This window comes from Vibrio sinaloensis (assembly GCF_023195835.1).
GTDB classification, from domain to species: Bacteria; Pseudomonadota; Gammaproteobacteria; order Enterobacterales; family Vibrionaceae; genus Vibrio; species Vibrio sinaloensis_C.
The window spans coordinates 1439645-1456993 of the sequence record NZ_CP096199.1 but is presented as its reverse complement, the minus strand read 5'-3'; the positions used below and the strand labels follow the sequence as shown (position 1 = coordinate 1456993).

13 protein-coding genes and 2 tRNA genes are annotated in these 17349 nt (G+C 46.6%); 10 read left to right on the top strand and 5 right to left on the bottom strand.

Annotation, left to right across the window (positions count from 1 at the left end; genetic code table 11):
* The first annotated feature begins 4 nt into the window (after window positions 1-4).
* From MTO69_RS06650 to MTO69_RS06605, 10 genes are all read left to right on the top strand, one after another.
* Complete coding sequence (locus MTO69_RS06650; protein ID WP_248333947.1) at window positions 5-1432, top strand: lipopolysaccharide biosynthesis protein; 1428 nt, start codon at window positions 5-7, stop codon at window positions 1430-1432.
* 26 nt (window positions 1433-1458) lie between these two features.
* A complete protein-coding gene (locus MTO69_RS06645) occupies window positions 1459-2811 on the top strand; it encodes an O-antigen ligase family protein (RefSeq protein ID WP_432715655.1) in 1353 nt (450 codons plus the stop codon).
* Window positions 2812-2891: 80 nt separating this feature from the next.
* The gene (locus MTO69_RS06640; RefSeq protein WP_248333938.1) at window positions 2892-3620 is read left to right on the top strand and encodes an acyltransferase; all 729 of its coding nucleotides are present in this window, start codon (window positions 2892-2894) and stop codon (window positions 3618-3620) included.
* Window positions 3613-4728 carry a glycosyltransferase gene (locus tag MTO69_RS06635; RefSeq protein WP_248333932.1) on the top strand — a complete coding sequence of 372 codons (1116 nt, stop codon included), beginning with the start codon at window positions 3613-3615 and terminating at the stop codon, window positions 4726-4728. Before MTO69_RS06640 ends, MTO69_RS06635 begins: the two co-directional genes overlap by 8 nt.
* A complete protein-coding gene (locus tag MTO69_RS06630; RefSeq protein WP_248333916.1) occupies window positions 4725-6179 on the top strand; it encodes a GumC family protein in 1455 nt (484 codons plus the stop codon). The genes MTO69_RS06635 and MTO69_RS06630 overlap by 4 nt, the downstream gene beginning before the upstream one ends.
* A 115-nt stretch (window positions 6180-6294) precedes the next feature.
* On the top strand, window positions 6295-7383 hold the full coding sequence (locus MTO69_RS06625; RefSeq protein WP_248333909.1) for a glycosyltransferase: 1089 nt from the start codon (window positions 6295-6297) through the stop codon (window positions 7381-7383).
* Window positions 7380-8567 (top strand): glycosyltransferase family 2 protein, encoded by a 1188-nt coding sequence (locus tag MTO69_RS06620; protein ID WP_248333905.1) that lies wholly within the window; start codon window positions 7380-7382, stop codon window positions 8565-8567. The genes MTO69_RS06625 and MTO69_RS06620 overlap by 4 nt, the downstream gene beginning before the upstream one ends.
* Window positions 8568-8576: 9 nt before the next feature.
* Window positions 8577-9215, top strand: a complete 639-nt coding sequence (locus MTO69_RS06615) for a sugar transferase (RefSeq protein ID WP_248333902.1) — start codon at window positions 8577-8579, stop codon at window positions 9213-9215.
* A 163-nt stretch (window positions 9216-9378) separates the two neighbouring features.
* Window positions 9379-9455 (top strand) — tRNA-Val (locus MTO69_RS06610).
* A 37-nt stretch (window positions 9456-9492) separates the two neighbouring features.
* A tRNA-Val gene (locus tag MTO69_RS06605) sits at window positions 9493-9569 on the top strand.
* 1260 nt (window positions 9570-10829) lie between these two features.
* On the opposite strand, the gene MTO69_RS06600 is transcribed toward MTO69_RS06605, so the two are convergent.
* From MTO69_RS06600 to iadA, 5 genes are all read right to left on the bottom strand, one after another.
* Window positions 10830-11726 (bottom strand): DMT family transporter, encoded by an 897-nt coding sequence (locus tag MTO69_RS06600; RefSeq protein WP_248333892.1) that lies wholly within the window; start codon window positions 11724-11726, stop codon window positions 10830-10832.
* 102 nt (window positions 11727-11828) lie between these two features.
* Window positions 11829-12542: a helix-turn-helix domain-containing protein gene (locus MTO69_RS06595; protein ID WP_248333886.1), complete on the bottom strand. Its 714-nt coding sequence runs from the start codon at window positions 12540-12542 to the stop codon at window positions 11829-11831.
* 292 nt (window positions 12543-12834) lie between these two features.
* Complete coding sequence (locus tag MTO69_RS06590) at window positions 12835-14079, bottom strand: cyanophycinase (RefSeq protein WP_248333876.1); 1245 nt, start codon at window positions 14077-14079, stop codon at window positions 12835-12837.
* A 72-nt stretch (window positions 14080-14151) separates the two neighbouring features.
* Window positions 14152-15630, bottom strand: coding sequence for a YfcC family protein (locus MTO69_RS06585; RefSeq protein ID WP_248333867.1), 1479 nt, complete (start codon window positions 15628-15630; stop codon window positions 14152-14154).
* Window positions 15631-15662: 32 nt separating this feature from the next.
* On the bottom strand, window positions 15663-16805 hold the full coding sequence (gene iadA / locus MTO69_RS06580) for a beta-aspartyl-peptidase (protein ID WP_248333860.1): 1143 nt from the start codon (window positions 16803-16805) through the stop codon (window positions 15663-15665).
* Window positions 16806-17349 lie beyond the last annotated feature (544 nt).

The window sequence follows — 17349 nt, the reverse complement described above, 5'->3', positions numbered from 1 at the left end:
AGATATGGGCATCACGCAGTTAAAACACATCAGCCTATACGCCGTTAGCTTGGTGCTGGTCAAGGGCGTCTCCCTTATCACGTTGCCGCTGATGACTCATTTCCTCACTCCGGAGCAGGTCGGGCAACTGGAACTGCTCGGCATCACTACCGTGTTTTTGAGTTTGCTGGTTGGTCTCTCCATGCATGAGAACTTGTACCGATTCATTGGTACCCTTGATGGTGAAGAACAGCGCAGAGAAAAGGCAGCAGAGTTATACAGTTTGTCATTGACCCTTTCTTTGCTGCTGAGCGCTAGCCTTTACTTTGCGTATCAACTATTCGCACCGTCCTCGCTCCCGGTTGAGCCAAAACAAGGGCTGTTGATGGCACTAGTGCTGTGTTTTGAAGCGCCGCTCGCTATCGGCCTCGCCTGGCTGAGGCTACACAATCAAGCGCAACTGTTTTTCAAACTCTGTATGGCGACTGTCACTGCGCAAGTTGCTTTACTGCTGCTGGTACTGTTTATCCGCCCGGATGTAACGACTCTCTTTGCTGTCAATGTGTTGTGCACCTTTGGCCAGTTTTTATTCCTCCATCACTACCTCGGTTTTCACTACCGCCTGCCAACATTCAAGCAGTGCCAACATTATCTCTACTACTCGGCGCCGTTAATGTTATCTGGGGTCGTAGCTTTTGGTCTCAGCGGCGCGGAGCGCTGGATAATTGCTGGGATAACCGATTTGGCGACGTTAGGGCTGTACGCAATCGCCGCTAAATTTGCGCTCGCGGTGGGCATCGCGCTACAGCCTTTTCATATGTGGTGGATGCCGAAACGTTTTGAGGCGATGGAAAAGAGCGGGCGAGACTATGTGGCCAACACCACAACGCAAGGCGCGGTGCTGCTGTGCATTTTGGCGTTAGTGATTGGTTGGTTAAGTCAGTTGTTTATCGCTTGGGTAATGCCACACGCCTATCAGGCCGCGATTCCCTTTATTGGTGTCACCATAATCATGATGATTTTCAAGGAAATGGTCGAACTGGTTAACTTTGGTCTCCTGTATCAGCGCAAAACCAATCAGCTGCTGCTCATCAATCTGTTCTCAACCACACTGGCTTTCGGCGTGTGTTTTGCCGCCCAAAACTACGGCACCTACGCGGTTTTGCTAGCGTTAATGACAGGCCAGATAAGTCGTTTTGTATTGGTGCTCTATCAAAGCCAAGCATTGGCTCCACTCAACTATCCAGTGGTTCGCCTCACTGGGCTACTGTTACTGACTTGTCTGTTTATCGTCACCAGTCAGTATTCGCTTAAGCCGCAATGGTCGATGTTAATGCTAGGATTAGAACTCTGTGCGTTGCTCGCCTATGCCGCGCGAGTGGAGTTAATCCATGTCGAACGTGTCCGTTCATTGATTGTTGAGCTGCACGGCTCACTAGGTAAAGCGTCATGATTGCCCGCGCTCACACTAAAGCCACGATGTGGATGGGGCTGCTCTCTTTCTCCGTTGCCGCACTATGGTATTGGCTGCCGCATCCGGCGTTAGTGATCGTGCTCTGTTTCGCCCCACTTGGCGCACTGTTTGTTCTCAACCAGACTTTTTGGCTGGTTAGTCTGTTTGTGCTGTTTTCGTTCTTTCGTATTCATGAGGCCATTCCAGCGCTTTACTCGCTCAAGATCCCTCTATTGCTCTCGTTGGGCGCGCTGTCAGCCCTTTTATGGCATGTACTGATAAGTCGCCAATTGACCCCATTTTGGCACCCAAGTTTAACCTGGTTGACGCTATTTTGGGGCTTGGTTGTGATTGGCGCGGTGCTCTCCTCGAACCCAGGCCTTGCGATCACCTATTTTAAAAACATTTACTGGAAGATCATTGTGATGACCCTCGCCATCGCGTGGCTGGTCGACAGTCAAATCGCCGTGAGACGCATTGCTACTTTGATTATTCTTGCCGGATCTCTCATTGCGGTGGTCGCCCTGTATAACTCGGCAGCAGGCATTGGTTTGGTCGAGGGAACTCGAGTGACCATTGGCCGCGCGCTTGGCTCGGTGTTGGGCGATCCTAACGATCTTTCATTGGTATTGATGTTCCCACTCGCTTTTGCGATTAGTTTTGCCACCACCAAACACATTGGTTTCTCTCGCGTGCTCGGCATGATTGGCCTTGTGCTGGCGATGTCTGCTGTGATTGCGACGCAAAGTCGCGGTGGTTTACTGGGCTCGGTGGCGGTATTTGGCATCTTTGGTTTACGTTTAATCCGCTCTAAATCGTTACTGATTTTGATTGGTGTCATCGGGTTAGCTGTGCTGTTTGCGGTCGCGGGTATCTCAGATCGCCAATCCGGGGGGTCAGCAGAAGAAGGGATTGACGCCTCAGCAATGGGACGACTTTACGCTTGGGAGGCCGCATTCAAAATGGCGCTCGACAACCCGTTAACCGGCGTCGGTCTGAATAATTTTTACGCCAACTACTTTTTCTATAGCCCGCACTGGGACGGATTAAACCACGCCGTACACAGCACTTGGTTTGGTGTGCTGGCTGAAACCGGCTTTTTGGGGCTACTGGTGTTTATCGCGATCATCGTGTCTCTGGTCAAAACTAGCCGCGAAAGTCTCACTATTCTCTCCCAGCATGCTCATCAGGTATCCCCTTATCTGTACGCTACATCACTGGCGGTGTATGCGGGTATTATCGGTACCATAGTGTCTGGAACCTTCCTCACCCAAGGCTTTACCTGGCCCATCTACATTCTTGCTTCGCTGTGTATTGCTATCTCTCGTCTTACTCAAAACTATTCTCATATTGAGAAACCCAGCAAGCAGGATATATAAGCATCTGAATTTATTGATTTTATATTTTGGCACATTCCATGAAACAGAGCAGGTACGGTTCTTTTTTTCGGAGTGCACCTATGTTGGCACAACAGATCAATCACTTTAAGGTTTGGCTGCAACATCACGACAAACCGGCTTATCGCAAATTGTTTCTCATTTTGAAAACGGTACGCGCCAGTGATCTCCCTACCCCAGCGCTAGTCAATAAACTTATCTATGTGAGCTATAAAACCATCACCTCGCTCGTAAGCACAATCGCTCGACTGGTGATATACACGCCAGCATTTAAAGGCCGAACTCAAGACTGCGGCAAGGGTTTATACCTGTTTGGCGGCGTCCCCTTTGTTTCTGGCCCACTGTCGATTTCAGTTGGCAATCACTGCCGTATATCAGGCCAAACCACGTTTAGCGGCCGGCCACAATCTGGCGATCCGCAATTGATCATTGGTAGCAACGTCGATATCGGTTGGCAAAGCACCATCGCAGTCGGCACCCGTGTAGTGATTAATGACAACGTAAGAATCGCTGGCCGAGCTTTCCTGTTTGGCTATTCTGGGCACGCTTTCGATGCCAAGCAGCGCGCCCAAGGGTTTGGTGACAATGACGAAGATGTGGGCCAAATCGTGTTAGAGCGTGATGTATGGCTGGGGACCAATGTGACGGTGTGTCCCAATGTCACTATCGGTCAAGGCACCATAGTCGGCACTGGAAGTGTGGTCACTAAAAGTCTTCCGCCCTTTGTCGTCGCGGCTGGTAATCCCGCCCGTGTGATCCGACATCTAGCACAAGGAGAATCTCATGCGTGATTTAATTGTTTTTGGTGAAGACTTTGGCGGTCTGCCTTCGAGTACTCAACACTTGATCACCCGCTTAGCCAAGCAGCGCAAGGTTCTGTGGGTCAACTCGATTGGGTTAAGACAGCCCAAGCTCAACCGTCACGACCTCCGCCGCGCAGCACTTAAGTTACTTGGTCGCGGTAAAAGCGGTTATCGTTCGAGCAAGGTGCCCCCGCACAATATCACCATCGCCAACATCAAAACCTTGCCAGCGCCGCGCTCACCGTTAGCGCGTTCATTCGCCAAATGGATAATGTGCCTGCAGCTTAAGCCGATGATTGAGGGTTTGGGCCTCAATGATCCCATTTTATGGACCTCACTGCCGACCGCGGCAGATCTTTGTGGTCATTTGGGCGAATCTGCGGTGGTCTACTATTGCGGTGATGACTTCTCTGCTCTTGCAGGTGTTGATCACTCGATTGTTCAGCAACACGAGAACAAGCTCGCGCAACAGGCCGATCTGATTTTCGCCGCGAGTTCAGCGCTTCTGGCTAAGTTCCCGTCGTCTAAGGGGCACTACCTTCCCCATGGCGTGGATACTCAGCTTTTTAGCACTCCATGTCAGCGTGCCAGCGACCTCCCCAGTGCCAGTCGAAAAATCGCGGGCTTTTATGGCAGCCTTTCTAGCTGGTTGGATTATCCTTTAATCCATCAGGTGTGCGCCGATAACCCCGAGTGGGATTTCGTCTTCATCGGGCCTATTGAGCTTAATCACAACCCGCTACCCAAGTTGATTAACGTGCACTATTTGGGTATGCGTCCCCACGCTCAGTTGCCGAGCTATAGCCAACACTGGGACGTGAGCTTGCTTCCTTTTGTCAACAACGAACAAATCGCCTCATGCAGCCCACTTAAGCTACTGGAGTATCTCGCCGCTGGTAGCGCAGTCATTGGTACTCCATTTCCTGCACTGACCCCTTATCGACATTCAGTCAGCGTGGTCAACAACGCTGATGAATTTTCCGCCGCACTCAAGCAGATCGCTATCAGTGGTAATACTCACCCCGCAGCAGACATTAGTGCCTACAGTTGGGATGCCCGCTCAACCCAACTGACTAGCTTATTGGAGTCATTATGAATCAGTTGAAACTGCGTTTGATCGTGATACTCAATGCCGCATGGCGACAACGCTATGTGATCGTCGTACCTGTGTTGATCCTACCCTTTGTCGGCTTATTGATTGGCAAAGTGGCGCCGACCACTTATGTATCGCATACCTCGATGTTGATTCAGGAAACCGCGAAAATGAACCCATTCCTAGAAGACATCGCGGTATCCACCATGCTCAAAGAGCGCCTCAATGCGCTCAGCACATTGCTAAAAAGTCGCCATGTATTGAGTGCGGTGGCCAAAGAACACAATTTGATTCACGATGATATGTCGCCTGAAGACAAAGACTATGTCATCAATAAGCTCTCCAGCAGTTTAACCATCACTCAACCTGGTAAAGACTTTTTGCAAATCTCGTTATCGGCACCCAGACCCGATGGGATGAAGCAGATGCTAGAGTCGATCAGCGAACATTTTATCGAGCAACTGCTCGCGCCAGAGCGTTCGTCGATCCAAGATTCATCAGAATTTCTAGCGATTCATATAGAGAAACGCCGCCAAGAGTTAGATATCGCGGAAAATGAATTAGCGGATTTCAAAAACCGATTTGCCTCTGTTACCCCCGAAATGCAGTCGCAAGCCCTCGGCCGCTTGGCCTCATTGAAGCAAAGCTATGCTGAGAAGAAAGCGGAACTGGCCGGGGTTGAACGCAGTTTGGGGTCACTCGACCAGCAATTGTCGAAAACCAACCCTGTGGTAGGCAAAATTGAAGACCAAATCATCGATATTCGTAGTGAGTTAACCTTACTTAAAGCCAAATACACCGACCAACACAGCCTAGTTCAAGGTAAAGAGCGCGAGCTTCGTCGTTTAGAGAACGAACGCAAACTGCTGCTCAGTAGTGACCAACCCGATATCAGTAGTGATCAGTTATGGGGAATTGCCACCAGCAACCAACTGCGCGACATTGGCGATGTGCAGCCGTTACTGGTCACTCAATTGCAAAGCTTACAAATTGTTCGCAGCCGCTATGAGTCGTTAACTGAAGAAACCAAAAGCTTACAATCTATGATTGAAACGCTCGAGCGTGAGGCCAATCAATTTGGTGACAACGCCAAAACCATGCATCGCTTGGTGCGGAATGCTGAGATTAAACGTCAGCTCTATGATGAGTTAATTCAGCGCTATGAAATGGCACAGCTTACTGGCTCTTTAGGTGTGTTCGAGCAAAACAAACGAGTAAAGATCATCGACTTGCCTTATACACCTAGTCGGCCCGCCAACCTACCATTGCTGGTATTTATTATTGCCGGGATTGTTGCAGGGCTAGGCTTGGGGGCGGGTGTCGCTACCTTAATTGAACTCTTTGATTCATCCGTGCGTCGCCGCGATGAAATTGAAGCCATTACTGGTGCTCCGGTTATCACTCATATTCCCAATGTCAAACCGCGCTTCACAATTGAAAATCAGATTGACTAGCAAGATGAAAAACCGCGCCAAAAGCAACATAACTAACTGATAATAATAGAAATAATTTCTGGCACGCTCCATGCAATCTTATCAATAGTTTTGATAACAGTTATGAGGCGTCGCTATGACTCTACCCACTAAATTGATCGTCCATGTCGTACAGCATTTAGCCCCAGGCGGGCTCGAATCATTGGCGCTGGACATGCTGTCTTTTTCGTCGTCTCGACAGCGCACCCTACTGATTAGTCTTGAGGGCAACAAGCACCAAGCACTAAAACAGTGGCCAAGGCTTGAGCAGTACCGCGACAAAATCCTGTTTCTTGATAAGCCCTCTGGCGTCAGTGTCAAAGCCTTGCTTCAGCTTTATCGCCTGTTTCGCGTTCTCAAACCTGATGTGGTTCACACCCACCACATTGGCCCGATTTTATATGCTGGCTGTGCGGCTCGGTTAGCTCAGGTCAAGACCTGTATTCATACTGAGCATGATGCATGGCACTTTGGCAACCCAAGTCATCGCCACATTCAATCTCTTGCTGTTCATATCGCTCGCCCCAAATGGGTTGCCGATGCAGAACTGGTTCGACAGCAGATTCATCAGCATTTCTCTCACCCTGTCACTGTGATCAAAAACGGTGTCGATTGTGAGAAATTCAAGCCTGGCTCCAAGTTGCTTGCTCGACAAACCTTGGGTCTTGCAACCGAGGTGACGCTGATTGGCTGCGCGGGCCGACTTGAGCATGTCAAAGGCCACGATGTTCTGCTTCGCGCTTTAGCCCTGCTACCGGAAGATGTGCATTTGGCTTTGGCGGGTACGGGCTCTCAGCGCGCAGCATTGGAGGCACTGGCATGTGAGCTCAATATCCAACATCGAGTCACCTTTTTAGGGCTGGTGACTGAAATGGTGCGTTTTTATCAATCACTCGACCTGTTCTGTCTACCGTCGCGCAGTGAAGGTTTCCCGCTTTCGACTTTAGAAGCTCAAGCGTGTGACACTGTCACTGTTGCTACTCAAGTCGGCGCCAGCGAAGAAACCATCTGCCCTTGCACCGGTTCAGTGGTCGAAGCCGACAACCCAAGCGGATTGGCTGCGATGATCAGCGACAAGCTTAGCGCCGAGCAAACCGTGTCACCACGCCAATTCGTCCTGCAACACAATGATATTCGCACCATGATCCAAGCTTATGAGTCATTGACGACGGAGAAACACGCATGACTGAGGTTATTCTAATCACGACGTTTGTACTAAGCGCATTCTTGGTTTGTTATCACCATGTCGCTTATCCCATGCTGCTGGCTTGGTATTCAAAAAAAACGCCCAACCAATCAGTTGAGTCGGTTGCTCGCGGCTACAAACCAGACAATCAGGATAAGCAGTGTCTGTCGGTGACTATATTGGTTCCAGCGTATAACGAGCAGCTATGGATAGCGGAAAAGATACGCAACTTAGCGTGCTTAGACTACCCGCGAGACAAGTTCAAAGTCATTATTGTTTGCGACGGATGCACTGACAAAACCGTTGAGATTGCCGAACAAACGATTCAAGAAGCGATCTGTAGCGACACTCACTTTGAGATTCTTGCGTTTGAATGCAATCAAGGCAAAGTCGCCATCTTGAACCAGCATATTGCTAGCATAGATACCGACATCGCCGCTCTCAGTGATGTGTCGGCCTTGATATCTGTCGACGCTTTGTGGCTTGCCAATCAACATTTTCACAACCCTAAAGTCGGTGTCGTCAATGGCCATTATCAACTGTTTGCGACGAATAATGAGGGAGAGAATCGCTACTGGCAGTATCAAAGCCAGGTCAAAATGAATGAATCCAAACTCGGCTCAACCTTAGGCGCGCACGGGGCTTTCTACTTGTTCCGCACCGCATTGTTCGAGCCGATGGACAGCAACACCATCAATGATGACTTCATTATTCCGATGCAAATCGTTCGCCGAGGCTACCTAGCCACCCACGAACCTCGGATTATGGCGTTAGAGATGGAGGCAACCAACACTGCCAGCGATTATCAGCGTAGATTGCGCATTTCTGCGGGCAACATGCAGCAAGCCATTTTGCTGTTTGATATGTTTTTACCCAAGTACCGCGGCGTCGCCTTTGCTTTCTTTTCGGGTAAAGGGCTACGCTTACTGACCCCTTATTTGCTGCTGGTATGCTTGTTTACCTCTGCCCTGCTAGCTAACTACCCACTATTCACACTGGCTCTGATAAGCCAACTGGCTATCTATGCACTTGCACTATTACGCCATCACTTCCCAAGCGTCTTTCGCCACAAGATTTGCACTTTAGTGCATTACATTGTCGCCGGACATTGGGCCAATTTGATCGGCGGACTTCGTTATTTACTTGGACTGGAATCAGGAAAATGGTCTCGTGTAGACCAATAAGGAACGATTATGAGCAACGTATCAACACACTACTCAATCTGGCTTGCTAAACGTTTATTCGACTTGTTTGGCGCATTATTCGCTCTACTGCTTTTTAGCCCACTCATGCCGTTTATTGCCCTAGCGATTAAGGTATCCTCGCCTGGCCCTGTGTTTTACAAACAGTTAAGAGTCGGTAAATCGACTCCGGACAAAATGATGTTTTTCGAGATCATTAAGTTTCGCACCATGTACCAAGATGCAGAGCAGCGTACTGGCGCGGTTTGGGCCACAGAGAACGACCCGCGTATAACACCGGTGGGCAGATTCTTGCGTAAGACTCGCCTTGATGAAATCCCGCAACTGTTCAACGTGGTAAAGGGAGACATGTCGTTGATTGGTCCGCGACCAGAGCGCCCAAGCTTTTACCACAAACTTGAAACGGCGATTCCTTACTTTGCTGATCGTACCTATGGTGTGATGCCAGGGATTACCGGCCTTGCTCAAGTCAACCAAGGGTACGATACCTGTATTGATGATGTGCGCCGTAAAGTAGGCTTTGACCACAGCTATGCATTATCGCTCTGTTCGTTACGTTCGTGGCTGAGCATGGATTTAAGCATTATCACCAAAACCATCATCGTGATGTTTGATGGCCGTGGTCGCTAAAAATAGTGAGAGATATCTATGTGATTTAATGCACGTTTTTTATTCTAGCGTGAATAAAACAGCAACAATTCGCTTAGATAAAGAGCAAACGAGTTCAAATCGATAAAAATGGGCTTGCACGAACGAATAAGTCTCGGTAACATCCATCTCGTTCTTAAGGAATGGGTCCGTAGCTCAGTTGGTTAGAGTACTACCTTGACATGGTAGGGGTCGGCGATTCGAGTTCGCCCGGACCCACCACTCCTTACTGCATACAAATGCAAAAAGAGTACAATCTGGATCCGTAGCTCAGTTGGTTAGAGTACCGCCTTGACATGGCGGGGGTCGGCGATTCGAGTTCGCCCGGATCCACCATATTCGTTCTTATAGAACAAGCACAAAGCCCGCTAACTTGCGGGCTTTGTTGTTTCTAGCAGCCTAACTTTGGTATTCATTAAATCCTAGACCTTCACCCTACTCCGTTATTGTTAAGTGCATTTTCATTCAGGTTTATTCACCATCGCAAATTCACCAAACACGCAAAAATCACGCGGTGACCATCTGGTGTCCAAATAAAATTTTTTTGGTAACCAAAGCGGTGTCCAAAGTGCAAAATTAACGCGAACAATTGGTGTCCATGAAAAATATGAGTCAATCCACTCTTTGCAATTAGTGAGACAAGACTTTGGCTTTATTGTTGTGCAAAAAGAACACCCTCTTCTAAAAGCATGACATCAAGGACGGATCCTAACACTTCTGATTCTTAGTTAGCATGTGAATATTGACCAATGAATATAAATGCGCAGATGTGAATAGAATCGTTGAAATTTACCCCGCATACAGTGCGAATCTTTTGCACATCGTGAGTTTTAATGCCAAACAATGACTCATTATGAAATGTCTAACATAAGGGTGGTTACCGCGCTCACCGTGCTAAGGTGGTGACAGTGACTAAAGCTTGAGATGTATTGATATTAAATAGACCGTTCCCGCTCGCGAATTTTTCTGTGCGCCCAACCTGAAAGGCGCGGTGCATTCAGCGTTAAAATGCCTATTGCAACGCCAACGACTAAGATTGCCAATATTACAAGTGTACTAGTCATCATGTCCTCATTCACTACTTATATTTAGTATCCTCAACCGGCTCTTTGCTGGTCTACTTTCGCACACAACCTGTTAGGCTGTTTAGATAATATAGCAAAGTCAGCTAGACTGCCGTTAGAACGAAGACAAGGAATCAACTTAGGGGAAGACATGAGTTGTTGCAGATTCTACAACAACTGAGCTTGATCGTTGCTCAGGCAACTATTGCAAAATTGGGTACTAAAGTTTGTCCAACAGCCTATTGGACAAATTGTACTTATGAAGGTTTGCACTTATCTAAACACATTTAGCGGCAAATGTGTGTTTGCCGTGAACGGTGCTGGCACACTTCTGGACATAAATGAGTTACCGAGGTTGCTAATTTAGTAATATACGAATAATTATAGGTATTGGAAAATCGCTTGGAGGGGGCCATTTCCTAGTGTGACTTTATATATCATAATCGAACAGCTTTGTTAGCAGTCAGTCTAGTTGCTTAACATAGGAAACAACTAGACACGATAATATCTATACCTGTTGGTTCGTAGGTGGCTATCTACCTTTCACTTGAATCAACAAACAAATTAGGATTAAACCGATGCCACTCCATCCAAGCATTGGTATCGACTCGCCAACCACCACCACTGCCAAAGCTGCTGCTACAACAGGTTCAAAAAGTGTAATCAAACTTGCACTACTGGCGGTTACAAACCTTAGGCCAAATCCATAAGCAATATAACCCAACCCCATTGGAATCAACGCCATATAGCCAACTACCAGAATATTGGTTGTTGATGCAAAAAGATTATCTCCAGTAACCAAAAGTGTTGGGAGCAAAATTAACGAACCAAAACCAAAAATACTGCCTAAAGCCGATTGGGATTGGACACCCTGTTCAATCAGTGTCTTAGCAACCCACGAATAGACGGCATAACACAAACCCGCAATAAAACCCAACAAGATGCCAATCAGTCTCAAGTTATCAACTGTATGGGTTGCAGGTGACTCAGAGAAAACCAACAACATGATGCCTGCAATTCCGACAGAGAAGCTTAGCAACCATTTTTTCGTGATTTTTTTACCTTTGCTAAATAGACACTCAAGTATGACCGCAAAAAACGGTGTTGTGGCAATAGAAATCACGGTACCAATTGCGACTCCAGCCAGCCTCATCGAGGAATAAAATGCTAATGGATAGGCAGCCAAAGCGATTGCGCTAATCGCTAATTTTCTCTTGTGAATAAGAATCTTTTTGAAATCATTTAGCAATTGTTTGCGAGATAGTGCGGCTTGAAAAAGCCCACCAACACCCATTGAAAAAGCGCCTATTGCTAGAGAGCTAATATCTGGCGCTAAACTAGCAACTGTACCTGTAGTACCCCATAAGACTGAGGCAAACAGTATCGAGAAAATGCCAAGCTGATAGGAAGTATAGCGACTGTACAACATAAATAAATCTACCGAAAAACTCATAACGAGACAGAGATTTTAGGTGATTAATCACATCATGTTTTTGCTAAAAGGACGCAATAGTTGCTTAAATAGACGAACTCAAGAGCGTGAGAACTCCCTTGGAGACATTCCATAGTGGGCGGAAAAGCGTCGGCTAAAAGCTGAAAGGTCGCTGTATCCTACTCGCTCAGCTACCCACTGCACAGGTAAGTCAGTATGGGTTAGCAGTGCCTTAGCCTTCTCCATACGTTGCTCAGTGATGTATTTGAGTACACTCATCCCTATGTTTTCTTTGAAGAGCTTCTTGAACTGAGTTGGACTAAGATACGCAATCTTAGCAAGCGACTGAATGGTAAGAGGCTCGGCTAACCGTTCACTGATCATCACCTGCACTGCTTGAATCCGTGGATCGTTAGTTCGAGACAACTCTTGCTGTCCCAGCAATAAGGTGAAGATACTTACCATAGATGCTTCAATTGCACTATCCACCTGATGTTCAAGTTGCTTTTCAACAAAGTGAATAAAGCTCAACAGAGGGGGGGAGGTCGAAAAAACAGCTAGTTCCTCACTGATCAAATGAGAAGGCAGTTCATCAAGATCAGCTACAATGAATCGTGCTGCTTCATCAGCATTAAATCCATGTGCTACACCTTTTGGGATCACCACGCATTCACCGATACTCACCTTACCCAAGAAACCATCCATATCAATATGAATATTACCTTGAATAGGCAGTACCAGTTGATGATAGCTATCGTGAACATGGCGACTAAAGCGCTTTGTGTAAGTGCGAATACTTAAACTAGTTTTCATGTCAACAACAAGTTAGCAAAAGACAATAACAGGTATTTCCAGCAACTTTCACTCATTACAAAAATTAGGTCAAGCAGATGGTTCACGTAGCTCACAATGGGGCAAAAACAAGTCAGCACAAAACTTGCCGACTTAAGGACATAAGATGCATCATAGCAGTCAGCAAAGTAGTAGCGAGTTCGCCGCTATGCGCCGTTTAGCTAATGGATGGCAAGGAGTTCCTTGAATTACTCGCAGACAGTGAGAACAAGCTGGCCCCTTCCCGAGAAACGGGCCAACTTCAAAAAGTGGATTAGTCATTGAACTGAACAGAAATCGGGTCAATATTCAGTTTAACGTTTTCAAAACTGTAGACGTCTGCTGTGATGTCTTGACTCCAATACCCTTCAGATTGTTCATCCTGACTGAAGGTAAGTTTAATTCCTTGATTCTCTCCATCTAGAACCCAAGATACTGCTTGTGTTGCGCTTTTATTGTCCAATATGTTAAATCCAATGAACTCGTCTAAGTTCCGATTCGAACTCATGATGCCGCTGACTGACGCATCGGGTACATCAAAATACTCATGACCAACGGTTTTGTAACTCTTGGGCCGAGGGATATAAGTATGTGAAGATAGATTGTACTCATCGCCAGGCTGTAAATAGCTTAAACGAACATTTGACGCTCTGAGTGGATACTGTTTTTTTGTGTGTTTCGCCGAACTGACATTGATGACTGTAACCCCACCTCGTCCAACAACCGTTGCAATGTCATTTTTTACAACCATCGCTGTACCTTCGTCTATTCCATAACCTGGCTGACTATCCGCTTTTTCCAGTAACGAGACTATCAAGCGGCCTAAGCGAGCTTTCCGGTCAAAGTGCTGGTCGATAGTTCCGTAAGTAAAAAAGTTAGCACCTCTTCGAGTGACGACAGGTCCATATTCTTGCTCATCCATGCTCGTATAGTCCCGCTTAGAGCCTTGGAATAACGCACCTGTGCTGTTTCCGCCAGCGATCATTGTTTTTGACATAATCGCTGCACCCGCACTGGTTCCCCCTATAACGCCTCCGTTATGGAACACTTCTCGAATTGAGCCAAGGACTTTCGTATCCGATCCATCTTTATTGAGTAGCACTTGAGTGATTAAGGTTTGATCACCTCCGACAAACCATATAGCGTTCAATTTCTTAACGTCATCTGCCAACTGTGTATCGTTGCCATTGGTTAGCCATGTGGATTCATCTGTATCTTTTGTTTTCTTGTCATCTTTTACCGCAAGCGGTAGCAGTACGACATCATTATTACTGACACCAAATTGAGAAAAGATTTCTTGTAGCTTAAGAAATTTTTTGTTTATTGAGCCTGTCGCTGCGGGCACAACACCGATTCTCACCTGGTCGTTATCGACCGAGTTCACAAATGCTTCATAAACGTCCATTGTCGCTGAAGATAGCGCTCCTCCAGCGATAACTAGCGTCCCCTGCTGTTCTTCCGCAGTGACAGGGAGTGCTAATATCGAAGCGAGAGCCAAAGTGATTACATGTTGTTTCATTGAAAGTTCCTTTTCATGAGATGAGGAAGAAAAAAGGCAGCCATCGCCAACTCAACAATGACTGCCAATGGGCTATGACATTGACCCAGAAATAAACAGAATGATGCTAGTAATGACGAATACCGTCCCAATAAATGGCATTACCCACTTAAAGAAACGTCCATAAGGGATTCTTGCTAACGCTAAACCAGCAATAAGATGACTCGATGTTGGTGCGAACATATTTATCCACCCCGTAGCAGATTGATATGCAGTAATCACCAAATCACGCCCCACGTTTGAGAAATCAGCAAGCGGCCCCATTAGTGGCATTGAAACGGTTGCAAGCCCTGAGGTAGAAGGGATGAAAAAGCTGAGGACAATATGGACATAATAAGTCACAACAACAAATACGCCGGACGGTAGACCACTAACAAGCCCTTCTGCCCAATGCAAAATGGTATCAATAATCGCACCATCACCCATGACAACATAGATGCCACGCGCGACTGCAACGACCAATGCAACCCCAATTAAATCTCTAGCGCCATCAAGGAAAGTCTTTATAAAATCACTCTCAGGCATACGATTAATCAATGCCACTAAGATCGCTGCGGAGAAAAACAGGGTTGACAGCTCATCGAACCACCACCAAAGCGTCGGCATAGCATTGATGCCCATATCTTCCCAGGGCACAACACCGTATACCATCACCATGAATGTGCCGAAAAAGACGGCCATAGTCATTTTTCTAGCCGGGGTAAACTCTAACGCTTGGACTTCATTGGTTAGGTCATCATCAAACTCAACACCATTCAGTGCTGACTTTTCGGGATCTGCTTTTGAGCGAGCGGCATAGCGCATGACGAATACAACTGCAACGACAAAGAAGATCGCAAGCATGATAAGTCTTAGAATGATCCCGTCCCCAATTTGGAGCCCTGTAAATCGAGAGGCAATACCGGTCGCAAATGGGTTCACAGTAGAGGCCAGCACCCCGACTCCCGATCCCAGTAATATAACGCCAGCTGTAACCATACGGTCATAACCTGCCGCTGCCATAACGGGTAAAATCAATGCCCAAAATGCAACGGTTTCCTCAGCCATACCATATGTTGAGCCCCCAATCGCAAAAAGAAACATCAATATGGGGATGAGCAGTTGCTCTCGCCCCTCAAACTGATTGACGACGGCAGAGACCCCAGCGTCCATTGCGCCTGTTTTCATTGTGACAGCCAAAAAACCACCGATGACCAGAACAAACAATGCAACATCCGCTGCCTTATGGAAGCCTTTGATTGGCGCCATAAGAACATCAATGGCACCTTGAGGTGATGACTCTAACTCGGTGTATGTGCCAGGAATAGGAAGGAGTCGCTCTCCTCCTCCATAACTTAATGCTTCTTGTGCCGTGACAAGCTGTTGTGTATCGGCAGTTTTATAATCGTATTTCCCTGCTGGAATGACCCATGTTAAAGCCGCTATCATTGCGATAATGGCAAATAATATGGTGTATACCGTCGGCATCTTGAACGTCTTTCTAGACGAGCTATCCATTATTTTTGTTTCCATAACTCAACCTCTTTATATACATAATTTGATCTTTAGCGGGTGTAGACTTTATGACCCAGAGCCCAAACTGCTTCTATGTCTAGAGTGTCGCTCGCGAGCATAACCATATCGGCATCAGCCCCAACGCGAATATGACCTTTTTGGACCAACCCTAGTGCTTTAGCCGGGTTTTTGGTGATACAAGCCAGTGCTTTATCGAAAGACACATCAAACTCGAAATGCGCTTGTTTCACTGATTCGAAAAGGCTGGAAATACGACCAACATCAACACCGATGGTATGCCCATTCTCATCAAACCTAGGAAGGCTCGCGTTCGCGTCAGAGCTCAAAGTGATAAGTGATGGATCAACGCCAGCCTCCATTGCAAGCTTTATGGCCTTTGCACTTATGACTTCACCATCCTGAATAAGTCCCTCATTAGTGCTGGTTGTAAAATCGATATACCCGCCTTCTTGGCCGTAGCGTATAGCGTCTTCGAAAAGGTGGGGGTTCCGATTACAATGAGTGGGGATGAAGTGTTCATGTGAGATGTCGGATTGTTCTACAACATTTCGTATCAAAGACAGTTGTTCAGGGCTATCCCCCATATGACAGAAGACCACACCTTTCTTCCCTGCTAGTGACGCGGCGGTTTTCGTTTTTCGGGCGATATCTAGCAAGTCGTTAAAGGTGATTACCGATGCTCTATGATCGGCCAATGCCACTTCACCAACACCGATAATTTCTGGGATATAAAGCAAATCGCTTTCTACTGATGTGGTCAGCGTTTTTAGTGGGATATGATATGAACCAGAATAAAAGTATGCTGAGAGCCCATGCTCTTGCAATTCGCGGGCTTTTCCTAACAAGTTGGAAACGGTCCGCGTGAGCGAGTCGGTACCTAGAGCGCCTACAAGCGTGGTTACACCGCACTCCTTAGCCTCATGTGCGAAGAGCTCTGGTGTTCTATTTTTAAATCCACCTTCCCCACCACCACCACAGTAATGAACTAAGCCATCAACAAAACCTGGAACAATGCACTTTCCCTTTGCGTCGAAGACTTCAACAAATGCTGGGGTTTGAAGACAGTGATCTTGGTCATAGATTGCCTCAATTTGATTGCCGGCGATCAATATGTGTTTAATGCCTACATACTCAGGCGTGTAGAGACTTGCATTCGTGATTAGACGAATCATAAGGATATAACTCCTATATCGTTACTAAAATCTAAATCACCCTAAGATCATTAGAGCGATTAAAAACACGACGCACACACAGCCAACATCAGTTATATCAACTGATTACAGGAGGCCAATACACGAAGAATCACACGAACTAGAAAGCTCGATAAAGTGACATTGAGTACGTCGAAAAGACTTTGAAAACGAAAAAGAGTGTTACTCGTTGCACCATTCACTTAAAGCATGGCGACTGAGTTTGTAGAAACCGATAAAAGTGCAAGCGGTAATAGTAGAAAATACGCAACGCAAAGCATGTTTATAGTCAAATGTAATCTGGACTATCAGACTCATACTATTTTTACTCCGCGTGTTGTATGGGGTTAATATGGAACATACTCCTTTTTTTCTTAATTTCAATCAGTCCTCACTCACTCATCATGGATTAAATAGTGAATTGATATTCATCGAGTTAACAAGAAAGCGAGACTAAAACCTTTCTAGGTCAATAATCATCCATAATTAGTGAAGCCATATTTACTAATGCACATTCATAATGTTT

Bases quoted from the DNA above. Each gene is read 5' to 3' on its own strand.
- MTO69_RS06625 (WP_248333909.1), top strand. From the start codon at position 6,295: ATGACTCTACCCACTAAATTGATCGTCCATGTCGTACAGCATTTAGCC.
- MTO69_RS06595 (WP_248333886.1), bottom strand. From the start codon at position 12,542: ATGAAAACTAGTTTAAGTATTCGCACTTACACAAAGCGCTTTAGTCGC.
- MTO69_RS06650 (WP_248333947.1), top strand. From the start codon at position 5: ATGGGCATCACGCAGTTAAAACACATCAGCCTATACGCCGTTAGCTTG.
- MTO69_RS06645 (WP_432715655.1), top strand. From the start codon at position 1,459: ATGTGGATGGGGCTGCTCTCTTTCTCCGTTGCCGCACTATGGTATTGG.
- MTO69_RS06590 (WP_248333876.1), bottom strand. From the start codon at position 14,079: ATGAAACAACATGTAATCACTTTGGCTCTCGCTTCGATATTAGCACTC.
- MTO69_RS06640 (WP_248333938.1), top strand. From the start codon at position 2,892: ATGTTGGCACAACAGATCAATCACTTTAAGGTTTGGCTGCAACATCAC.
- iadA (WP_248333860.1), bottom strand. From the start codon at position 16,805: ATGATTCGTCTAATCACGAATGCAAGTCTCTACACGCCTGAGTATGTA.
- MTO69_RS06635 (WP_248333932.1), top strand. From the start codon at position 3,613: ATGCGTGATTTAATTGTTTTTGGTGAAGACTTTGGCGGTCTGCCTTCG.
- MTO69_RS06585 (WP_248333867.1), bottom strand. From the start codon at position 15,630: ATGGAAACAAAAATAATGGATAGCTCGTCTAGAAAGACGTTCAAGATG.
- MTO69_RS06615 (WP_248333902.1), top strand. From the start codon at position 8,577: ATGAGCAACGTATCAACACACTACTCAATCTGGCTTGCTAAACGTTTA.
- MTO69_RS06620 (WP_248333905.1), top strand. From the start codon at position 7,380: ATGACTGAGGTTATTCTAATCACGACGTTTGTACTAAGCGCATTCTTG.
- MTO69_RS06630 (WP_248333916.1), top strand. From the start codon at position 4,725: ATGAATCAGTTGAAACTGCGTTTGATCGTGATACTCAATGCCGCATGG.
- MTO69_RS06600 (WP_248333892.1), bottom strand. From the start codon at position 11,726: ATGTTGTACAGTCGCTATACTTCCTATCAGCTTGGCATTTTCTCGATA.